General features: G+C 69.6%; 17 protein-coding genes and 1 pseudogene. 16 read left to right on the top strand and 2 right to left on the bottom strand.

From position 1 onward, the window contains the following. The 3 genes and pseudogenes from ACIBLC_RS40075 to ACIBLC_RS40065 form a co-directional block, all read left to right on the top strand. Positions 1–188, top strand: a pseudogene (locus tag ACIBLC_RS40075) (pyridine nucleotide-disulfide oxidoreductase); the annotation flags it as partial. Between the two features lie 246 nt (positions 189–434). Further along, on the top strand, positions 435–803 hold the full coding sequence (locus ACIBLC_RS40070; protein WP_399216431.1) for a hypothetical protein: 369 nt from the start codon (positions 435–437) through the stop codon (positions 801–803). A gap of 25 nt (positions 804–828) precedes the next feature. Continuing rightward, entirely contained in the window at positions 829–1569 is a 741-nt protein-coding gene (locus tag ACIBLC_RS40065; protein WP_399216430.1) for a hypothetical protein, read from the top strand. Between the two features lie 121 nt (positions 1570–1690). Here the strand turns inward: ACIBLC_RS40065 and ACIBLC_RS40060 are convergent, their stop codons facing one another. Continuing rightward, positions 1691–2176, bottom strand: coding sequence for a hypothetical protein (locus tag ACIBLC_RS40060; RefSeq protein ID WP_399216429.1), 486 nt, complete (start codon positions 2174–2176; stop codon positions 1691–1693). Positions 2177–3018: 842 nt separating this feature from the next. Between ACIBLC_RS40060 and ACIBLC_RS40055 the strand changes: the two genes are divergently transcribed. Beyond that, on the top strand, positions 3019–3546 hold the full coding sequence (locus ACIBLC_RS40055; protein WP_399216428.1) for a hypothetical protein: 528 nt from the start codon (positions 3019–3021) through the stop codon (positions 3544–3546). A 387-nt stretch (positions 3547–3933) separates the two neighbouring features. Beyond that, positions 3934–4281, top strand: a complete 348-nt coding sequence (locus ACIBLC_RS40050; RefSeq protein ID WP_399216427.1) for a hypothetical protein — start codon at positions 3934–3936, stop codon at positions 4279–4281. A 475-nt stretch (positions 4282–4756) separates the two neighbouring features. Here the strand turns inward: ACIBLC_RS40050 and ACIBLC_RS40045 are convergent, their stop codons facing one another. Beyond that, the gene (locus ACIBLC_RS40045; RefSeq protein WP_399216426.1) at positions 4757–5659 is read right to left on the bottom strand and encodes a helix-turn-helix domain-containing protein; all 903 of its coding nucleotides are present in this window, start codon (positions 5657–5659) and stop codon (positions 4757–4759) included. 673 nt (positions 5660–6332) lie between these two features. Between ACIBLC_RS40045 and ACIBLC_RS40040 the strand changes: the two genes are divergently transcribed. The 11 genes from ACIBLC_RS40040 (at position 6333) to ACIBLC_RS39990 (ending at position 18912) form a co-directional block, all read left to right on the top strand. Next, the gene (locus ACIBLC_RS40040) at positions 6333–6932 is read left to right on the top strand and encodes a hypothetical protein (RefSeq protein WP_399216425.1); all 600 of its coding nucleotides are present in this window, start codon (positions 6333–6335) and stop codon (positions 6930–6932) included. After that, positions 6932–7552, top strand: coding sequence for a toxin (locus ACIBLC_RS40035; protein ID WP_399216424.1), 621 nt, complete (start codon positions 6932–6934; stop codon positions 7550–7552). Before ACIBLC_RS40040 ends, ACIBLC_RS40035 begins: the two co-directional genes overlap by 1 nt. Further along, a complete protein-coding gene (locus ACIBLC_RS40030; protein ID WP_399216423.1) occupies positions 7552–8745 on the top strand; it encodes a DUF6545 domain-containing protein in 1194 nt (397 codons plus the stop codon). Before ACIBLC_RS40035 ends, ACIBLC_RS40030 begins: the two co-directional genes overlap by 1 nt. Further along, the gene (locus tag ACIBLC_RS40025; protein WP_399216422.1) at positions 8738–10147 is read left to right on the top strand and encodes an NAD(P)/FAD-dependent oxidoreductase; all 1410 of its coding nucleotides are present in this window, start codon (positions 8738–8740) and stop codon (positions 10145–10147) included. The genes ACIBLC_RS40030 and ACIBLC_RS40025 overlap by 8 nt, the downstream gene beginning before the upstream one ends. 1352 nt (positions 10148–11499) lie before the next feature. After that, entirely contained in the window at positions 11500–12768 is a 1269-nt protein-coding gene (locus ACIBLC_RS40020) for an MFS transporter (protein WP_399216421.1), read from the top strand. A gap of 32 nt (positions 12769–12800) precedes the next feature. After that, on the top strand, positions 12801–13187 hold the full coding sequence (locus ACIBLC_RS40015; RefSeq protein WP_399216420.1) for a hypothetical protein: 387 nt from the start codon (positions 12801–12803) through the stop codon (positions 13185–13187). Between the two features lie 167 nt (positions 13188–13354). Beyond that, complete coding sequence (locus ACIBLC_RS40010; protein WP_399216419.1) at positions 13355–14620, top strand: MFS transporter; 1266 nt, start codon at positions 13355–13357, stop codon at positions 14618–14620. Further along, positions 14617–15633 (top strand): L-histidine N(alpha)-methyltransferase, encoded by a 1017-nt coding sequence (gene egtD / locus ACIBLC_RS40005; protein WP_399216418.1) that lies wholly within the window; start codon positions 14617–14619, stop codon positions 15631–15633. Before ACIBLC_RS40010 ends, egtD begins: the two co-directional genes overlap by 4 nt. Before the next feature lie 51 nt (positions 15634–15684). Then, entirely contained in the window at positions 15685–16998 is a 1314-nt protein-coding gene (locus tag ACIBLC_RS40000; RefSeq protein WP_399216417.1) for an ATP-grasp domain-containing protein, read from the top strand. Beyond that, positions 16995–17861 (top strand): tryptophan synthase subunit alpha, encoded by an 867-nt coding sequence (gene trpA / locus ACIBLC_RS39995; RefSeq protein WP_399216416.1) that lies wholly within the window; start codon positions 16995–16997, stop codon positions 17859–17861. Before ACIBLC_RS40000 ends, trpA begins: the two co-directional genes overlap by 4 nt. Positions 17862–17880: 19 nt before the next feature. Beyond that, positions 17881–18912 carry a GNAT family N-acetyltransferase gene (locus ACIBLC_RS39990; protein ID WP_399216415.1) on the top strand — a complete coding sequence of 344 codons (1032 nt, stop codon included), beginning with the start codon at positions 17881–17883 and terminating at the stop codon, positions 18910–18912. Positions 18913–18959 lie beyond the last annotated feature (47 nt).

Below are 18959 nucleotides of genomic sequence, written 5' to 3'. Positions count from 1 at the left end.
TCACCGCCACCGGCAACGGCCGCATAGCCCGCCGCTTCACCGACGTCTCGTCCCTGGAACGCGGCGCCCACGTCCTCCTCACCCCCCGTGTCCTCCGCGCCGCCGTCGCCGGCCCCCTCAAGCCCCAGCTCACCGGCCCCCCGCTCACGGCCGAGGAGTGGAAGGCCGCCACCGGCCACATCAACTGATCCAGAAGCCCGTAGCCCCCTCGCCACGACGACGGCCGAATCGTGGCGGGGCAGCGGGGCCTCTGTCTGCACCGTCACGGCGTCCACCTGCCGGAGCATCGCCGCCGGGATGCCCTCCCCTGAGGTTCGGCACCTGGGGCTGACAAGGTGCCCCCACGAGTACGAAACAGAGGGGGATTCCCTTGACTGTGCACGTATCGATCGATACAGTCACGGCGTATCGATCGATACGTGGAGGGGGTTGTTGTGGATCTCAACGTCACGTACACCGTGGAATTGCCCGGGGACAGCGAGCCGCGCACGATCACACCCGTAGTGAAGCGGCGCACGTGCCCTGACGGCGAAATGCTGATCATCATCACAGGCCTGGCGCCGCTGCTCGCAGACCATGTCGATGGCATCGCGGATGGTGGAGACCGCCTGCAGGTGCTCACCCTGCTCCAGCGGGCACGCATCGTCCTCAGCGACCGGAGCGACCCGGAGTGGGAGGTGCTGCCGCCGAGCGGTGTCACCGTCCGGGAACAAGGGCGCATCCGGGTCCAGTACCAGGACAACACTCTGCTGCCCGTCGACCGCCTCCTGGACCTCGCGGTCCGGCTGCGCGACACCCTCTGACCGCCTCACCTCACGGAGCACGCCCATGGACGTCGCCACCGAAGCCCGCGACAGCGGCCTGTATGTCCTTCAGCAGACAGGGATACAGCAGTGGAGGGAGGATCACGGCACATGGCGTGCCCACGGTGTCCGTCTGGATCTTATGGACGGTCCCCGCCGCCTGGCCGTGTGCAAGCTCGAAGTGGTCCAGCGCGAGGCGGAGGAGCGGGCGGCCGCGGTCGTCGACGGCATCCGGCCGTGGGCGTCTGCGATCCAGGCACTGACGGCGGTACGGGACGCCCGGTCGCATCTGACGATGATGCTCGCCGACGTAGTCCGAGCCACCGAGGCGGAAGAGGAAGCAAGGCCGCTCGAGGACAGCGTGCGGGACGCCCTGCTCGCGAAGGCGACTCCGGACGAGATCGAACAGGCCCGGCACGCCCAGGCATTCGAGTGGGCAGGCCTGCCGCTGGCCCGACTCATCATGGCCCGCCTGCGAAGCGAACTGGCCGCACGGCACCTGGTGCTGCTCGCTACCGCTCCGGACCTGGGGGCCCATCCGATCCACCCCGCCTGGGAACAGCCCTCCCCGTTCCATCTCCCCGCCGGCGAGAGCACGGCGCGGGGCCTGGCACGTGAGCTGCTGGCTGCATGGGCCGTCACCCGCGACCTCCGTGACCCTCTGATCACCTGGGCGGTCACCGAGGCGGGAGTGACACGGACCGAGACTCAGCAGATCACCAGCGTGTCCCGAAGCACGATCAACCGCCTACTCCCGGGCGCATGACGGAGTCACAGACCGATGGCCCGCAGCCGGTGAGCTCTGCGCCTTGAACGCGGACACGGACGTCCCCAGATGCCCGTGTCCGTCGTCAGCCAATCGAGACGTTTGACAACGAACCCAGTCGTCAGCGGGACGGGAAGGGCGTCAGAGCGAGATCCCACTGGTCAGCTGCGTGGAGCAACGCGGCTGTATCCATCTCCATCCCCACGACGTACTGGTAGATGTCGGCGCCGTCGTCGCCTTGCTGCCAAGGAGGTGCTGCCTCCAAGGACAGGTGAATGCGAATCGCGGCGGCCCCGTCCTCGCTTCGGTCGGCGAGGCTGAAGGCCAGGAGCGGTTCAATGAACCATGTGTCCGGAGACAACTGGCCTTCGGCATCAGGTTCGGTCACAGCCACCGTCCCTGCGGCCACCGCGCGAAGCCACGAGGCCACCTGGCGAGCTTCATCGGTCAGCAGACATGGATCGGCGAATGACCAGTTGCCCTCGGGAGTCGTCACCGTGCCGTCGATGACCAGCCAGTTATCGTCGTATGAGTCGCCCCGCACTGCAGCGAACTGATAGCGCACCGGGTGGAGTTCGACACTGCTAACGCGATCACTCAAGAGCATTGCGCCAGGATGCCACGCGCAAGCTGGCTGGACGGGAACGGTTGCCATCCGCTGCTGGGCCGCCTGCGGTCGGACCAGGTGATGCGTCGTCCGACCCCGCCGCGAGCTACGACCCGCAAGCCGGGGCGCCCGCCCGAGCACGGGTGTCCTGTGTCACTGAGTCGTCCCTGGGGCGGTCCCTCTGACCTGCGATGAGGAATCTTGAGCGGCGAAGTGGCCTTGATTCATGAGTGCCGCTGTTCAGGGATGCGGAGAATGTCGCCAGTGGATCTTGCTGGAATGCGGAGATGGGTGGTGAGTGCTGCTGCGGCGACTTCGATGGCGTCGGGGTAGATCGCGGCGTGTAAGTGTCGAGGTCGGTCGAGACGCTGCGGTGGTGATTGTGGGTCTGCAGTGCGAGGAGCGGTATCTCCAGTGGTGTGGGACGGCGGTCGGACATAGTCGTCGCCCAAGGGGCAGGTGTAGCGCGGCGCGGTGACCAGCTCGCCGACCGCCCGGGCCGTGCGTTTCCGGCGGACCGTGTCCTCGGGGGACGCCGAGCGGCACGAACTTCGCGGTCCAGTGCGCGGTCGCCGGGTGGGCACGGAGCAGCGAGTGCGCACCTCCGAGGCGACGACAAGGTGTGAAGCGGCGGGTACTACGGGTGCTACGCCGCCAGATGCCTAGGTGGCACCCCTTTTATATCCACCGAAAACCACCTCGCTCGTGTGCAACGAACGCATGTCGGCATGCCGTCTCTCTCTGCAACAGCACCAACACAGGGGGCACTTATGGAACCCACTCCCCAGAACCCGGCCCCTGCGCCTCGCCGCCGCCGCTTCCGGCCGTCTCGCTGGCAGGTCGTGATCGCGGCCGTCATCGCGGCCGTCATCCCCGCAGTCGTCACGTTCGCCCTGGCCGCTGACGACGACGGCAAGAAGCGCACGAGGACAGGCCCAAGTACGTCGCGTCCGAGCGCGTCTTCCCCGAGTGCGTCTCCCTCGTGCTCCTTCCCGGCAGTACAGCTCAGTGCGCCGGATAAGGCTGGCAGCACCTTCCAGACGACGGCCAAGTTGAACTGCCCGCCGCCCAAGGGGGTGAAGTACTACCTGGTTGCCCAGCTGGACAACTTCGGCGACCAAGGCACCGAGCACACCGTCTACTGTCCGAGGGATCCCATTGCGTCGGGGCAGGAGAAGAGGGTCTACACCACGACACGTGACATCCACGAGTCCAAACTCCACTCCAAGCGCGCTCTCTACTATCTGAAGGTCACCACCGATCAGGAGCAGGAGTTGCTGGCCAACCTGCAGGAGGACTGCGCGTTCGAGCTCCCAGCCGGCGTTGAGACGGTTTCCAATTCCGTCACCGTCGAGCGCGCCTGGAAGTAGGGCGAAACGCGCGTGATCGCCACAGCGGTCCGTGTCCTCGCTCAACCGATGCGAGAGGTCAGTGTGCGGCTGACCTGTCGCAGGCGGAGGATGCGCGATTCTCACTGAAGGTTGAGTGCCAGATCGCGCAGAACCGAGGCGGTACCGGTCCGGGCAAGTGCTCACCCGGTCACCTCGCCCCCAATCGAGCAAACCGTAGTGGCAACAAGCTGAGCTTGAGGAAGAATCGGTGGCAAAGAGGAAGATCAACTGTCACAGGACAACGGGGCCGAGTTCACCTTCGGCCGGGCCGACACCTGGTGTCCGGTCTCGGTGATGGTGGCGAACGGTCCGCCCAACATGGCGAACCGCTCATCAGGCGTTGTCCGTGCGCGGCACAATCGACACATGCCCTGCCAACTCATCGAGCGCATGGCGGTCTGCGACGGCTGTCGGACGCTCGCCGTCGAATACGGCATGAACTTGATCGGCTCCCGTCGCCACGGTGCAGATCCTCGCCACTGGGGGCTGGCCCTCACGACGAGCCGGATCGACTTGGACGACCACCTGATCGCCGTTCACAGCGCGTGGCTGCCCGACCGTCAGCCGGACTGCGACGTGTGTGAGGCGTGGCGCGCGGAGTACGCCATCGGCCCGATCGTTGAGCTTGAGGCGTGGCACCGGGCATGGCACCTGTGCGAGCCTCTGCGGGAGGTCTGCACCCCGGGAAACCACGAGCTGACCCACCTCATGTGAGGAACGAAGGTTCGCCATGTTGGGCGGACCTTTTCGCCACCATCGCTGAGACCGGACACCTGGGGCGAGCCGCACGCGGCGACCACCGCGACCGAGCGCTACGGACGGCCGTCGCCACGGCCTGGGACCGGCTCCACCCCAGACTGACCCGCCGGGCATTGTGGGTCGGGCATGACGCGGTCCTGCCGTTCATCGAAGGCAGCGAGAAACGCCTCAAGGTCAACCGGCCAACCGTCCGGAATTGATCGAGCGCCTGGCTCTCCTGGAGTTCCGGGTGACAGTGGTGCGGACCACCGCAGACTCTGGTCCGTGGTCACCGCAGTGACCGTCACGCGGGCGTTAACGACGGCATGTTGTCCTTCACGCGAACCCCGGTCGGCGCGTACGACTGCAGCGACGAAATCCTCGACCAGTTCAGCGCCGGCCTGTGAGCCGCGTCAGAGGACTCGCCGCGATAGCGGGGCTGATCTGCTGATCACTCATGGCGGTTGCGATAGTGCAGTGGCTGTCGTGTGGGCTCGAAGACCAGGAAGAGGAACCGGGCGCCGGGGCTTCCAAGGGGCTGCGCTGCACACATCGTCACCGTGCCGAGTTGCGAGGGGGCGTGGCGTTCACAGCACCGGTCCCTGCGGTCATCTGTTCCGTGTTGCGCGACGAAGCCGGAGTGCCTCATGTGACGCGTGTCGCCGTCTGGGTGTACGTAGGCGAGGTCGTGCCTGCGGTAGATCGGTCCCGCCACGGCGTCGTCGTTGACCTCTGTGTCCAGCTGCTGGATATCCCTGTTCTCGGGGTGGGCGGCGACCGCGGTGCGCAGCTGGGCGGCCACCGGCTTGGCCCAGCGTGTCTCCCAGTCCACCAGGTGGTGTTCGCGCGCTTCCTCGTGCAGCAGCATCCAGCGGATCAGGTTCCGCTCGGGCAGTCGTGGCGGGGCGCCTGGGCGCTGAGGGAACATCCTGACGAAGTCGTCGTTGGCTCCCAGGATGTTCCAGGCCACGTCGCTGACGTAGCTGGGCTGGCCCGAGACGTTCCTGACTGCTTGCAGCCACGCCGGGGCGACGCTCGTGCCGGCCGTGGGGTCCATGGGTACCGGGGGTTCGTGCCCCAGGGAGTACACGTACAGGGCGCTCCGCTCCGGTTCTTCCATGCGGAGCACGCGGGCCACGTTGTCCAGGAACTCCGCGGTGGGTGTCGCCATGTCACCGCGTTCGAGGTCGGCGTAGGTGCGCTCGGAGAGCTCCAGGGCGTCGGCCACCTGCGACTGTGACAGCCCCTTGGGCCGGCGCCCGCGTCCGGTGCGCCGTGGTAGGCCCAGCTCGACCGGATCGATCTGCGCTCGCTTCAAACGCAACAGCTCCTGCAGCGCTTCCCTGTTGCTCACGCCGAACCTTCCCGGGGTGCCGTTGCGCAGCTGCGCTCGCCCGACTCGATGGGGGACCTGTCCGGGGCAGCAGCGGTGGACGTCAGTTGCGTACGAGAGGTCAGTGCTCGGTGCGGACGCCCGCCCCTCTGACCGCTCAGCTTGTCCCGCTGGAGGCCGGGGGCAGGGCCCTGGGCACCCTCCGCCGATGCGGCGAGCGCCGTGTGGCCGACTGGGCCGCGCTCACGGTTCGCTGCATGGCCCCGAAGGGTGTGGCGCCGGGGTTGATGGTGAAACCGAGCGAACGCACCTCAGGGGGAGGCCAGTTGGTGCCGGGCAGTGCCTCCCCGGCACTCAGGAGCGGCACAGTGCGTTCCATCCCGTCCGCTAAGTCATGCATATGTCAATATCAGCCCCTTGGGGGAGGTTCGGAAAATCCGTCGAGGTGTCCCGCAGGTCTCTGCGAGGTAGGCGTCCGCCCGTGACGCGGGCAGTGGTGAGGGCGCGGAGTGCCGGCCATGCCGGTTCTGCTGCCGGGATCTTGCTACGGGGAAACTGCCACTGTCAACGATCGTTTCTCGACAGGCAACGATCGTACGTTGCTTGTCGAGAAACGATCGTTGCCTCAGGGGGCGGGCGGCCCGTACAGTGCGGTGCCGACAGCATCTACCGCCGACAACCCGGGAGTTCATCGGTGAGGAAGCCTCTGCCCGAGACTCTTCAGCACTTCGAAGCGCTCATCGCGAAGCAGGGCCTCGACAGGTCATCCGAGCTCAACCCGGAGACCCTGGCCAGGAAGATGGCCCTGCCGGTGGACACCGTCCATCTCCTCATCGAGGGCGGTTCCCCGCCGGCCGACACGGTCAATGACCGCGTGTGTGCGCGCATCAAGACGCTTGCCGATGCCCGGGCCGGCACGCCCCGGGACAAGACGCTGTTGGTCGCCGAGGTGGCGGAGCGTCTTGAGGTCACGGTCTGGTGGGCGCGCCAGGTGGTCGAGGGCAAGAAGACGCCCAACGTGGATGCCCTGCACCACCTGTCGGATTTTTTCGGCGTGGAAGGGGACGAGAGGTTCTTCACCGCCTCCGCCGAGGACGCCCTCACCAGGATTCTGGTCGCGCGTATCCAAGAACTCGAGGATCCGGCGGAAGACCCCCTGGACGCTGTCATGCGGGAGTTCGGCCTAGTCACCGCGGACCTGCGCCAGTACGGATCCATGACGAAGCCTCAGTTCAGGAACCTTCTGGGCGGCATCCTCAGCGGCCTCCGCGCTCCGTCCGAGGAGAGCGACTGATGGCTACACGGGGTGCCATGAGGTCCCTCCTCGCCGCCCTGAGCGAGGACGTCAGCTCTCATGTCGATCAGCCGGCGAAGCCGAGAGCCCTGATGGAGGCCTTCTGCCAGGCGATGTCCGACACGTGCAAGCGTCGCATCCGTCTCGTCTTCCAGGCTTTCCCGCCGGACGCGCCCATATCCGGCCTGCGGCTGGAGTTCGCGGACGGCTCCGACGTCATCGTCGTCGAAGAGCGCGCGGTCGCCGAGGCCCAGCTCGTCATCATCGGACACGAGCTGTGGCACGTCTACCGGCGGGACAGCCACTGCGGACATGCCTCGGGCCTGCAGGCGGCAGCCCGCGGCCTCACGGACGAAGACATGCCCGACACGCTGCAGCGGGCCGTGGATCACGTCCTGAAGGCAACAGGGCTTCCGCGGACGGGTGTTCGGGCCATGGCGGCGCGTTCCGACTCGGCCGACATCCGCGAGGAGGACGCAGAGACCTTCGGGCTCCTTTTCGGCCAGAGGGCTCGAGCGTTAATGGTGGGCCCCTACGCCCAGGGGCCCACCAGTGCAGCCACGAGGGAAGGCCGCATCAACCTCTCCCTCCTGGGGAACCGGGGCGGGCGCATCCGGTAATGGACATCACTGACCTGCATCTGCCGTACGCCCTGCCCACGACGATTCTGATCGCGGCGCTCGTCCTGAAGTCGCCGGCTTTCGTGCGTTCCTGGCGCACTCACGAGTCACGCGTGACGTGGTTCGTCATGCTCTCGGCGTCCGGGGTCTTCGTCAGCGTGGCGCCGGTGAGCCTGCACAAAATCAACGAGGTGACCGGTGTGCCGAACTTCGCGGCACCCTGGACGTACAGCCTCCTCATGTCGTTCTGCGGCGCCTGCATGACCATGATCATCACGTGGCGGGAGGACCCGTCCGAGACGAGGCAGCGCAGGATCCGATGGGTCTGGGGCATCCACGCCGCGATCATCGCCGCCCTGTGGGGCACGTTCCTGATGGCCGACGTGTCCACCGAGCGCATCTACGACCTCGACACTTACTACGCCACCACCCCCTGGATGCGCGAGCACATCGTGCTGTACCTGCTCGCCTACCTGGCCTCGACACTCGTTGCGGTCTGGATGATCTGGACGTGGATCTCCGAGGTCTCCCGCCGCTCGCTGAAAACCGGACTTGTCTGCCTGATGGTCGGCTATGCCTTCGGTGTCGGCTTCGATGTCGCCAAACTGGTGGCGATCGGCGCCAGATGGTCCGGGACGAACTGGGACACCCTGAGCGTCGACGTCGCGCCGCCGTTCGCGATCCTCGGCGCCAGCCTGGTGGGCCTGGGCTTTCTGATTCCCGTCGCTGTCCCGTTTCTGCAGACCTGGCCCCGCGATCAGGTGACGCACTGGATCCTGAGTCCCCTGGAGCGGTGCATCCGCCGGACCACCCCGTCGCTGACGAGGGCACGCGTACGCCGATGGGACCCGCTCGACCTGCGGCTGATGGAGCGCCGTCAGCGCATACTCGACGGCGTCATCGCGCTCGCGCCCTGCTTTGACCACAGCCTCTACGAACGCGCCCACCAGGCCGCCTCCTCCCGGCGCAAGGACGCGAAAGCCCGCGGCCTTGCCGGAGCAGTCGCGCTCCGCGCCGCCCTCACCGACTACAGTCACGGCACCTCGCGCGCTGCCGGCGATCAACCTCCGCAGATCGGCCCGGAGATCACCGACCACATCGTGTCCATCTCGTGGGCGCTGCTCCACCCCCGCACCGTCAGCAGCATCAGCCAGCGGGTGACCAGCGCAGAAAGCGTGACAGCCCATGCCTGAGCGGACCTTTGCCGGGCGGCCCACCACGGTCGTCATCGGCGCCAGCGCCGCCGGGCTCTTCGCCGCGGCCGCCCTCGCCGAGTTCACCGACGTCACCCTCATCGACCGCGACACCATGCCCCAGGGCCCCGAACCCCGCCGCGGTGTCCCGCAGGCCCACCACGCCCACCTCGTCTGGGGCGGCGGCGTCGCGGCCGTCAACAACCTGCTGCCCGGCCTCGTGGACGAGGCTGTGGCCAGCGGCGCCCGCCTCGTCCCCATCATGGGAGGCATGGTCAGCCGCGCGCCCACCGAGGTGTGGTTCCGCCGTTACACCTCCACCCACCACCGCAACCTGGTGTGCTCACGCCCGCTGTTCGACCACGTCCTGCGCGAACGCGTGCTGCGCGACCCCCAGGTACACCTCCTCCAGAACACCACGGCACTCGGCCTCGAGGGCGACGCCGCCGCGGTCACCGGTGTCCGCGTCAAGAACGGTGCCGGCGAATCCGTCCTGCGCGCCGACCTGGTCGTCGACGCTTCCGGACGTGGTTCCAGGGCTCCCGACTGGCTCAAGGAACTCGGCCTGCCCGCAGCCGAGGTGCGGGAGGTGGATGCGGGCGTCGCCTACGCGACCCGCCGTTTCAAAGCCCCGGGCAGAACCTCCGGAATGCAATTCCCGCTCATCAACGTCCAGGCCAATCCCGCCAAGCCTCCCGGCCGGGGCGGCATCATCCTTCCCGTCGAGAATGGCCGCTGGATCGTCACCCTCTCCGGCACCCGGGGCGGTGAACCCTCCGGAGCCGCGGACTCTTTCATCGATTTCGCCCTCGGCCTGGGCGACCCCATGATCGGGGAACTGCTGAAGGAAGCCGAACCCGACGGCGGCGTCGTGACCAGCCGCAGCACGGCCAACCGGCGCCATTACTTCGAGAGAATGCCCCGCTGGCCCGACGGATTCGTCGTCCTCGGTGACGCCATCGCCGGATACAACCCCGTTTACGGGCACGGCCTCACCGTCGCCGCACAATGTGCCGTAGCGGCCCGCGACGTCCTGCGCTCTGCTGGCCTCACCGCTCACGGCACCGCCATGCGTGTGCAGCGTGCCGCAGCCCGCCCCGTCGGCGCGGCCTGGGATCTCGCTGTCGGGCAGGACGCCCTCTATCCCGGCGCCACCGACACCCCGCCCACCCTCGTGCAGCGGCTCCTCGCCCGCTACGTCGACAGCTGCGTGAAGACCGGCGCCGCCAACTACCGTGCCCTCGGCGCTCTCCTGGACGTCATGAGCATGGAGCGGTCCCCGGCCAGGCTCTTCTCGATGGACATGCTGTGGCCCATGCTCGTCGGACGGAAACAGGAGCTCCTGGCCGGCCCGCCTCTACGAGACGATGAACGCGATGCCGTCGTGAGCGGCCCTAAGTAGCCGGGCCACTACGCCTCTTCCCGTCCTGACACCGGTGAGGCGCGGTGGCGGCCCGGGGTCCGGTACTGCGCTGCGGCGAACTTCCTGACCCCCAGCCGGCCGGCCCCGGGCATCCAGCGCCCCTGGATTCGGGGCCGTCGGCCGAGCCCGGCGTCTTCAGACGCCGGGCCTATCGGCCTGCACGGAATATTCGGCAATATGCTTCATTCCGCAGCACAAGGCCCTCCCGCACGGGACATCAGCCGGAAGCGGCTGGAGCCCAATTATTTGAACGTGAATTACCGGTAATTCGGCCGCCGTTGATAGTCGCTCAAATGTCCGACAGGATAGGCGGCAGATTCCGAATCCGATTCACCGGATGGCGGGCATACACGGCTTTGGGGAGCGATGTCGTGCAAGACATCCAGGCGCAGACGAGGTGTCACCGCGCGGACGCGGACGGCATTCCCGCGGGTGCCGACACATTCGCCGCACCCATTCCTCGGATTCGCCGCCGGGCATCCATTACAAAGCGGCACAGCGTCCCATATGGGAGAAGATTCCGGATGATGTCTTTCCGGCGGAAAATCCTGAAAGCGACAGCAGAGGGACGCTCGCTCCCCGTGCCCCTCGGCGGCGTGGAAATCCGCCGGGACATCGCACAAGCCCTCGCAGTTCCGCGTGAGGTGACGGGCGGGGAAGCCGGGAACCGGGTCCTGACGAAGGCAGAGCACGTGACCGGCCCGGTGCAGGTCCGGGTGGCCGATGCCCGGCCACCCCCGGACGAGCACGACCTCGCACAGAGCGCGATGGCCGCCCCTTTTGGCGAAGGAACGGCCATCACAGAACCACTTACGGCACCACCAGAACACGAATCCAACATCAGACCTGGTGGAGCTCCAGACGCGTGTACCAGCACGCGCCGTGCTCAGGATAGACGCGCCCAAGCCTGTCGGGGGAGCCCCTCCTCCGCGGCCGCCGGCCCCTGACGCAGGAGCTCCCCGCCCGACACAAGGGGATGCCCGCGTGCCCACACCATTCCGGCCGGCCTGCAGAGGCCCGCAGCGCATCATGCGCGTCGCAGCCACGGCCGCCGTCCCTACCGTCTCCCGCGTGACACCTTCCGTCGCGCCGCCCGACACCGCTGCGGATCCGGCTCTCGCGCCATCTCCCTGATTCCGCGCGCTCTTTGACCCCCGGCCAGAGGCCCCCGCCCGGCCGGGACCGGCCGAGTTGTGAGCTGCGGCGGCTCCGCTCGGCTACGCGTGGGGTGCTGTCGCCCCCCGGCAGCACCCCACGCACCCTTGCCGTCTCCTCCTGACCCGCGCCCGGGATCCATCACGCCGCGGCGTGCCCCCTCCATGGAGCTGCCCGTGCCTGCCGCCACCGCGCTCACTGAAACCCCACCAGCACCATCCGCCACAGGGATCCGGCGTCGATGGCCACCTGTCATCTGGACGCTGCTCATCGGTTCGTTCGCCGTCCGGGCCGGCGGGTTCGTCTACCCCTATCTCTCCTACCGGCTCGACGAGTTGGGCATGGCGACCGTGACGGTGACGTGGATCCTCGCCGCCTTCGGCGGCGGATGGCTCATCGGCCAGATTCTGTGCGGCGCCCTCGCCGACCGCATCGGCCGCCGCCCCACCCTCACCGGCGCCATGCTGCTGGCCGCGATCGCGTTCCCCCTGCTCGCAATGGCCCGCACCCCCCTCGCGGTGGGCACGGCCGCAGCAGTGTCGGGGCTCGTCTACTACGCGCCCTGGCCGATCGTGTCGGCGGTCGTGGCGGACACCGTCCCCGACGAATGCGGGCGCGCGCTGATCAGCGGCTGGCGGCACTTCGCCATCAATCTGGGCGCGGCGACCACGGGAATCGCGGGCGGCGCGCTCGCCGGACCGGTCGGCATCCGCGCCCTGTTCTTCTGCAACGGCGCAGTCTGCGCCCTGTTCGCGCTGGTCGTCTGGCGGGTCCTGCCATCCTCCGGCACGGGAGCCCCACGTCAACGGGGCGGGCTCCGGCTGGCGTTGCGCGATGTCCGGCTGTGGCTGCTGTGGCTGGCCAGCCTGTCCGCTCTCGTCCCGGTCGCCGGCCTGTTCTCCATCCTGCCGCTGCTGATGGCCCGTGACGGGCTGGATGCCTCCGCGTACGGCGCCACGCAGGCGGCGAGCGCCGCCGCGGTCCTCGTCCTGTCCCCTCTCATCAACCCCTGGCTCGGCCGCCGCGCCCGTGCGGGGGCGCCGATGGTGGGGATGATCGCGGCCAGTTCCCTGCTGCTGGGTGTGGGGATGGGCCTGGCGGGTCTGGCCTCCACCACCGTCGGCTACAGCCTCGCCGCCGCGCTCGCGGTACCGGGGGAGATCGTTCTCTTCGTCGCCGCCGCGCATGTCCTCAACCAGCTGGCGCCGACCGCCGCTCGTGGCCTCTACGCCGGGATCTGGGGCAGCACTCTGGCCGCCGCCGTCATCTGCGCGCCGCTGATGGCCGGCTGGGCCCTCACTCACGGCGGTGACCACCTCGCCGCGGCCCTCACCCTCGCCACCGGTCTGCTCGGCGCGTCCCTGTGCCTGCCGCTCGCCGCACTGATGCACCGCCCGCACCCGGCCCGGCACAAACACCAGCACGCGCCGGCCCGCACCACCTGATCCTCCCCACCACCGGAAGGGATGTCTCGACGATGAACCTCACCCGCCTCCTTCGGCGCACCGTGCCCGTCGCCGCCGGCTGCGCGCTCGCCCTCACCCTCAGCATGACGCCTGCCTCCGCCAACAGCGGCTGGTGGTCCTCCTACTACGGCGGCGCCAAGGGGTATTTCACCGCCGACGGCGACAAGACGACGGCCTGCGATGTGAAGACGGACGGCTACCTGGCGCTCGTCCAGATCATCACGATCCGCGGCAGCCTCCTCTACCGCGTCGCCGACACCTTCAACGACGGCAAGTGCACCTCGAGGAACGCCTCCTACTTCGACCTCCAGGAGGGCGCGACGTACCAGATCTCGGTCTGCGTCGTGAAAACCGGGGGCACACCACGGCGCTGCCACGCGCACGACTTCACCGCCTGACCCCCGGCGATCTGCCGCCGCGGTCCAGCCGATCCGCTCCCGCCCCCCCTTTCCCTCACGGCGCCGGCACGTTCGGCTGTCGTGCTCGTCCTGCCAGGAGTCCCTGTGCCGACCAACACGCCCGACCGGTACGTCTCCCGCACCGGCGCCTTCCCACGGGCCGCAACATGAGTGCCCCGCCCGGCACGCGCGCCGTGACGGTTGCCGAGAGGGCGGCCGGGCCGGTGCGTCCGGCCGTCGGGTACGGGGATGTCCTGCGGGTCCCGCACGCCCGGAGGCTGCTCACCGGCACGTTGATCGGCCGGCTCCCCAGCGGGATGGCTCCCCTCACGATCCTCCTCACCGGTGGCGGCAGCGGCTATGCCGCCGCGAGCGGGCTGGCCTCTCTCTACCTGCTGTCCAGTGCGGCCGGCGGCCCGCTGATCGGCCGCCTGGTCGACCACACCGGGCAGACGTTCGTGTTCACCGCGGGCGCCGTCGTGAGCGGTGCGGCTCTGGTCCTGGTGACTGCCGGGTCGTGGTGCGCGGTCGTCGGCGTGGTGGGCGCCGGGGCGGTAAGGCCCCCGCTGGAGTCGGGACTTCGCACGCTGTGGGGGAGTGGCGAAGGGTCCATGCTGCCGACGCGTGAACACCAGCGGGCGGCCCTGTCACTGGACGCTGCGTCGCAGGAGCTGCTGTACGCCGTGGGGCCGCTGCTGGCGGCCGGGATCGCCTGGGCCGCCTCTCCGTCGTGGGCGCTGTGGGCGACGGCCGCCGCCGGCATCGCCGGAACGGTCCTGGTCGTTACGGCGCCGCCGTCCCGCTCCTGGACCGCGGCACCCGGCCGCGCCGACTGGCTCGGTCCGCTCAGGTCCGCGCAGCTGCGGACGCTGTTCGTGGCCATGGCCGGCGTCGGTGTGCCGATCGGCGCGCTCACCCCCCTGGCGGCGGCCGCCGCCACCGCGTCCGGCACGCCGTGGCTGTCAGGGGCGCTGCCGGCCGCGCTGTCTGCCGGCGCGGTGCTCGGCGGTCTCACCTACGGATCCCGTACCTGGCCGTGCACCACCCATCGGCACCTGATCATTCTCTCGGCCGTGTTCGCCCTCGGATGGCTTCCGCTCACCGCGGCCACCAGCCCCGCATCGGCGTTGGCCGCAGCGGCCCTTCCCGGTCTCGTGCTGGCTCCGCTCCTCACGGTGGCGTTCGAAGCCACCGGCTCGCTGGCACCGCGCGGCACCTCGACCGAGGCCCACGCGCTGCTGGTCGCCGCTCTGGGCATCGGCTGCGCAGCGGGTGCCGCTGCCGCCGGGCTGTTCCCCACCGTGGCGCTCCTGCCGGCCGGAGCCTCGGTCGCCGCCCTGGCACTCGCCGCCCGCCGCGGCCCCACCCCGTCCCCTCCTCACCGGCCCGTGAATCCCCCCAGTCCCCTTCCTCCGAAGGAGTCCCGTACGTGAGCCCATTCCGTCTCACCCGCACCCTGCCCAAGGACGCCACGGACGCCGCCCTGCGCGCCGATGTCCGCCACGGCCTCACCCAGACGCCCAGGACGCTGCCGCCGAAGTGGTTCTACGACGCGCACGGCAGCCGGCTCTTCAACCGGATCACCGAACTGCCCGCCTACTACCCCTTCATCGCCGAGCGGGAGCTCCTGAGAGCCCACGCCGGCGACATCGCCCAGGCCACCGGAGCGCGCACCCTCATCGAGCTGGGCTCCGGCTCCTCCGAGAAGACCCGGTACCTGCTCGACGCCCTACCAGGACTGCACACCTACCTGCCGGTCGACGTCAGTGAGAGCGCCCTGCGGCACGCAGCGCAGGTACTGATCAACGAGCACCCGGACCTTCACGTGCACGCGCTGGTCGCCGACTTCACCAGCACGCTCACGCTTCCCCCGGCGCCCGGGCCACGGCTCGTGGCGTTCCTCGGCAGCACGATCGGCAACCTGCTCCCCGCCGAACGTGCCAGCTTCCTCACCTCCGTACGAACCCTGCTCTCGCCCGGTGACTTCCTGCTGCTCGGCGCAGACCTGGTCAAGGACCCCGCTCAGATGGTGGCCGCGTACGACGACACGGCCACCGGGATCACGGCCGCGTTCAACAAGAACGTGCTGAGCGTCATCAACCGGGAGCTCGGCGCCGACTTCGACCCCGACGCGTTCGAGCACGTCGCCCTCTGGGACGCCGCGCGCGAGTGGATCGAGATGCGGCTGCGGTCCCGCACCGCGCAGAGCGTGAAGATCCCGGCCCTCGACCTCGTCGTCGACTTCGCGGACGGCGAGGACCTGCGCACCGAGATCTCGGCGAAGTTCCGGCGTTCCGGCCTGAGGGCCGAACTGGCGCACTCCGGACTGGAACTGGCGGCCTGGTTCTCCACCCCGGACGCACGCTTCGCTCTCGCGCTCGCCACACCCCACGGCCGCGCAGCCACCCCTCTGCCGGCCGGCCAGGTGACCGCCTGTGTCCGCTGAACAGCCCGCCGCCAATCCCTCAAGCTCAACCGATCCCTGGAGCAGGTCCTGATGGTCTATCCCCCTCTACGCCTGGCCAGCCCCGGCAGCAGTGTCCTGGCGGCGCCCGCCGTCCCCGGCGTCGCCGCGGTGGTCGCCCCCTACGGGTCGGGCAGGCACTACGCCGCGGAGTTCGCGAGCCGGGGATGGAAGTGCGTCGCGGTCACCCACGCCGACGACGCGCTGCCTCCCCTGTACCGCGGCGCCCTCGACCCCACCGGATACCAGCGCGTCGTCGTCCACGACGGCAACATCCACGCCACCGCGCACGCCCTGCGATCCCTGCGGGTGACGGCCGTGGTCGCCGGGACGGAAATCGGCGTGCCCCTCGCCGAAGAACTCGCCCACCGCCTGCGCCTCCCGGGCAACGATCCGGCGACCTCCAGCCTCCGGCGCGACAAGGGCGACATGGCTGCGGCGCTGACGCGCGCAGGCATCGCCGCTCCGCGCAGCCTGAGCACCGACCGTCTCCAGGACGCCCTGTCCTGGGCACAGTCGCTGGACACCACCACCGGTGTCGTCCTCAAGCCGGCCGACTCCGCCGGATCGGACGGAGTCGCCTTCTGCTCCAGCCCGCAGGACATCAAGGCGGCCTGGGAGAAACTGCACCGGGTCCGCAACGTGCTGGGCGGGGCCAACGACCACCTGGTCGTCCAGGAACGCCTGGTGGGCTCGCAGTACGTCGTCAACACCGTCTCCGCCATGGGTCCCGCAGACACTGCGCGGCACACGGTCAGCGAAGTGTGGGCGGACCGCCGGGCCTTGAGCAGCCATGTGTATGACCGTCTCGACCTGCTGAGCCGGGAAAAACTGGTCCCGCGGACCCTCGCGCAGTACACGGTCCGCGTCCTGGACGCCCTGGGGATCCGTACCGGGCCCGCCCACACGGAGCTGATGCACGTGCCCGGGCGCGGGCCCGTGCTCATCGAAAGCGGAGCCCGCCCCGAAGGCTCCTACGACCCCGCGGCGATGCGGCAGGCCACCGGCAGCGATCACATCCGCGATGCCGTGCACGCGGTGGTCACCGGGACACCGGACTGCCTGGCCCCGGACCGGCTGCGCTCCTGCGTCTCCAAAATCTCGCTGATCGCGCCGCACGACGGTGCGCTCGACGAGGACCTGCTGCACACCCTGCTGACCCTGCCGACCGTGCGGGGGCACGTCGGAGCCCTGGTTCCCGGCATACCCGTCCGCCGCACCGTCGACCTGCTGACCTCCCCCGGACGGCTCGTCCTCGCCGCGCGGGACCCGCACGCCCTGGAGCGGGACTACGCCGCCATCCGCGACCTGGAGGCCGCGGGCCTGTACGGCGAGGGAGTGCGATGAGCGTCTGGAGCCAGGAAGCCGTCCCGGCGATGCCGTGGGCAGGCCCGGCGTGCCACGCCGGGGCGCGGCTGCACCAGGTCATCAACAGGGCGCAGGCGCAGGACCGCTGCGCGCTCGGCGCTTATCTGCCGGTCGGCTTCCCGGACCTGATCACCGGCATGGACGCCCTGCATCTGCTCGCGCAGGCCGCCGACGTCGTCGAGCTGGGAATCCCGCACCCCGACGGCATCCTGGACGGCCCGGTCATCCAGCAGGCGGCGCAGACGGCGCTGCACGCCGGTTTCCGGATGCGGAACCTGTTCGAGGCGGCCCGGGAGCTGTCCGCATCGTCGTCGGCCTCGCTGCTGGTGATGTCGTACTGGCAGCCGCTGCACGCCTACGGGCCGGCACGGTTTGCGAGGACGGCCGCGGCCGCCGGTATCGACGGTGTCCTGATCCCGGACCTGCCTCTCGAGGAAGCGGCACCGTGGCAGGCCGCTGCCCGGGCCAGCCACCTCGCCACCATCCCGCTCGTCTCGCCGCGCACACCCCACGCCCGGCTGGCCCGCATCGTCGCCGGGGCCACCGGCCTGGTCTACGCGCCGGCCACCGGCGGCGTCACCGGCAACGCCGAGCCGATCAGCCCGCACCTGCCCGATCTCATCGCCCGGCTACGCAATCTCACCAGCCTGCCGGTGGCGGCCGGAATCGGGATCTCCACCCCCGCCCAGGCCTGCACCGCCGCCGCATGGGCCGACGTCGTGGTCATCGGCTCCGCGGTCATCCGCCGCATGCAGGCCAGCCCGCGCGCCCAGGTCGCGGCCGTGGCCGACGTCAGCCGCCAGTTCGCGGCCGCCCTGCGATCGACCACCCACGCCGCCTGACCCCTCAAGGACGCCGATCATGATGGACGTTTCCGTGCGCGAGTACGTCGGCCCCCAGGCCATGGACGTCCTCGCCCACCAGTGGCACCAGCTGAACTCCGAGGACGATCTCGCCACGCCGTTCCAGTCCCCGCAGTGGCTCACCGCATGGGCCCGGCAACTGCCCCACACCTCAACTCCGGTGATCCTGGCGGCCACCAGCCCCAGCGGCCGGATTCTGGCTGCCCTGGCCATGGCCCGGCAAGACGGCGGCCCCCGATCCCGCTTCGTTCCGCTGTCGGCACCGCACACGGAGTGCGTACGGCTGGTCGGCCCGCACGCCGAAGACCCGGCCATCGCCCGTGCCTTCGTTTTCCACCTGCTGCTGATCGCCGAGGCCGCTGACGCCGACGTCGTCATGACCGACGTGCCGGCCACCAGCGCCCTGGGACAGTGCCTGAACCAGCTGTGTGAGGACCACGGGTGGCAGAGCACCTCGGCCGCCAGCGCCAGCATCCCCCTGCCGGTCCACTACGACACCCTGGCCCGCTCCACCCAACGCCAGCACACCCGCCGCCGGCACACCTGGACCCGCCTGGCCGCCAGCCGCACGGTCACCTACACCCGCACCCGGCACACACAGGACCTGCTGGACGCGTTCGGCGTGCTGTGCCACCTCCACCAGCGCCGCAGCCGGCCCCAAGACGCGCTCCCCGCACCCGCCATCGCCGCGGACGCCCACCACTGGCGGCCCGTCCTGACACACCTCGGCGCCGCCCACGCGGCCATCGCCACCCTCGCCGTCGACGACACCGTCATCGCCGGCCAGATGATCCTCACCCGCCAACCCCGCTGCTACTCCCGCATCCCCGCCACGGACCCCGCTTACGGACACCTCGCCGCCGGGCACGCCCTGCTCCGCTATCTCATCGCCGACCTCGCCCAAGAGGGCTTCCACACGCTGGAACTGGGACGCACCACCGGCCACCACACCACCTTCGAGCGGCAGTACGGGCCGAGGCGGACCCCAACGCTGACGGCGCTCAGCACCTCCCGCCAGACAGCCGCCTGAAGCAGCCGCCGCCATGAAGGATCCGGGCGCCCGGGGCGGCCCGCGAT

Origin of the sequence: Streptomyces sp. NPDC050535, assembly GCF_044457665.1 — a bacterium.
Lineage (GTDB): Bacteria > Actinomycetota > Actinomycetes > Streptomycetales > Streptomycetaceae > Streptomyces.
The sequence above is the reverse complement of the archived record's forward strand: the minus strand, read 5'-3'. Positions and strand labels throughout refer to the sequence as shown.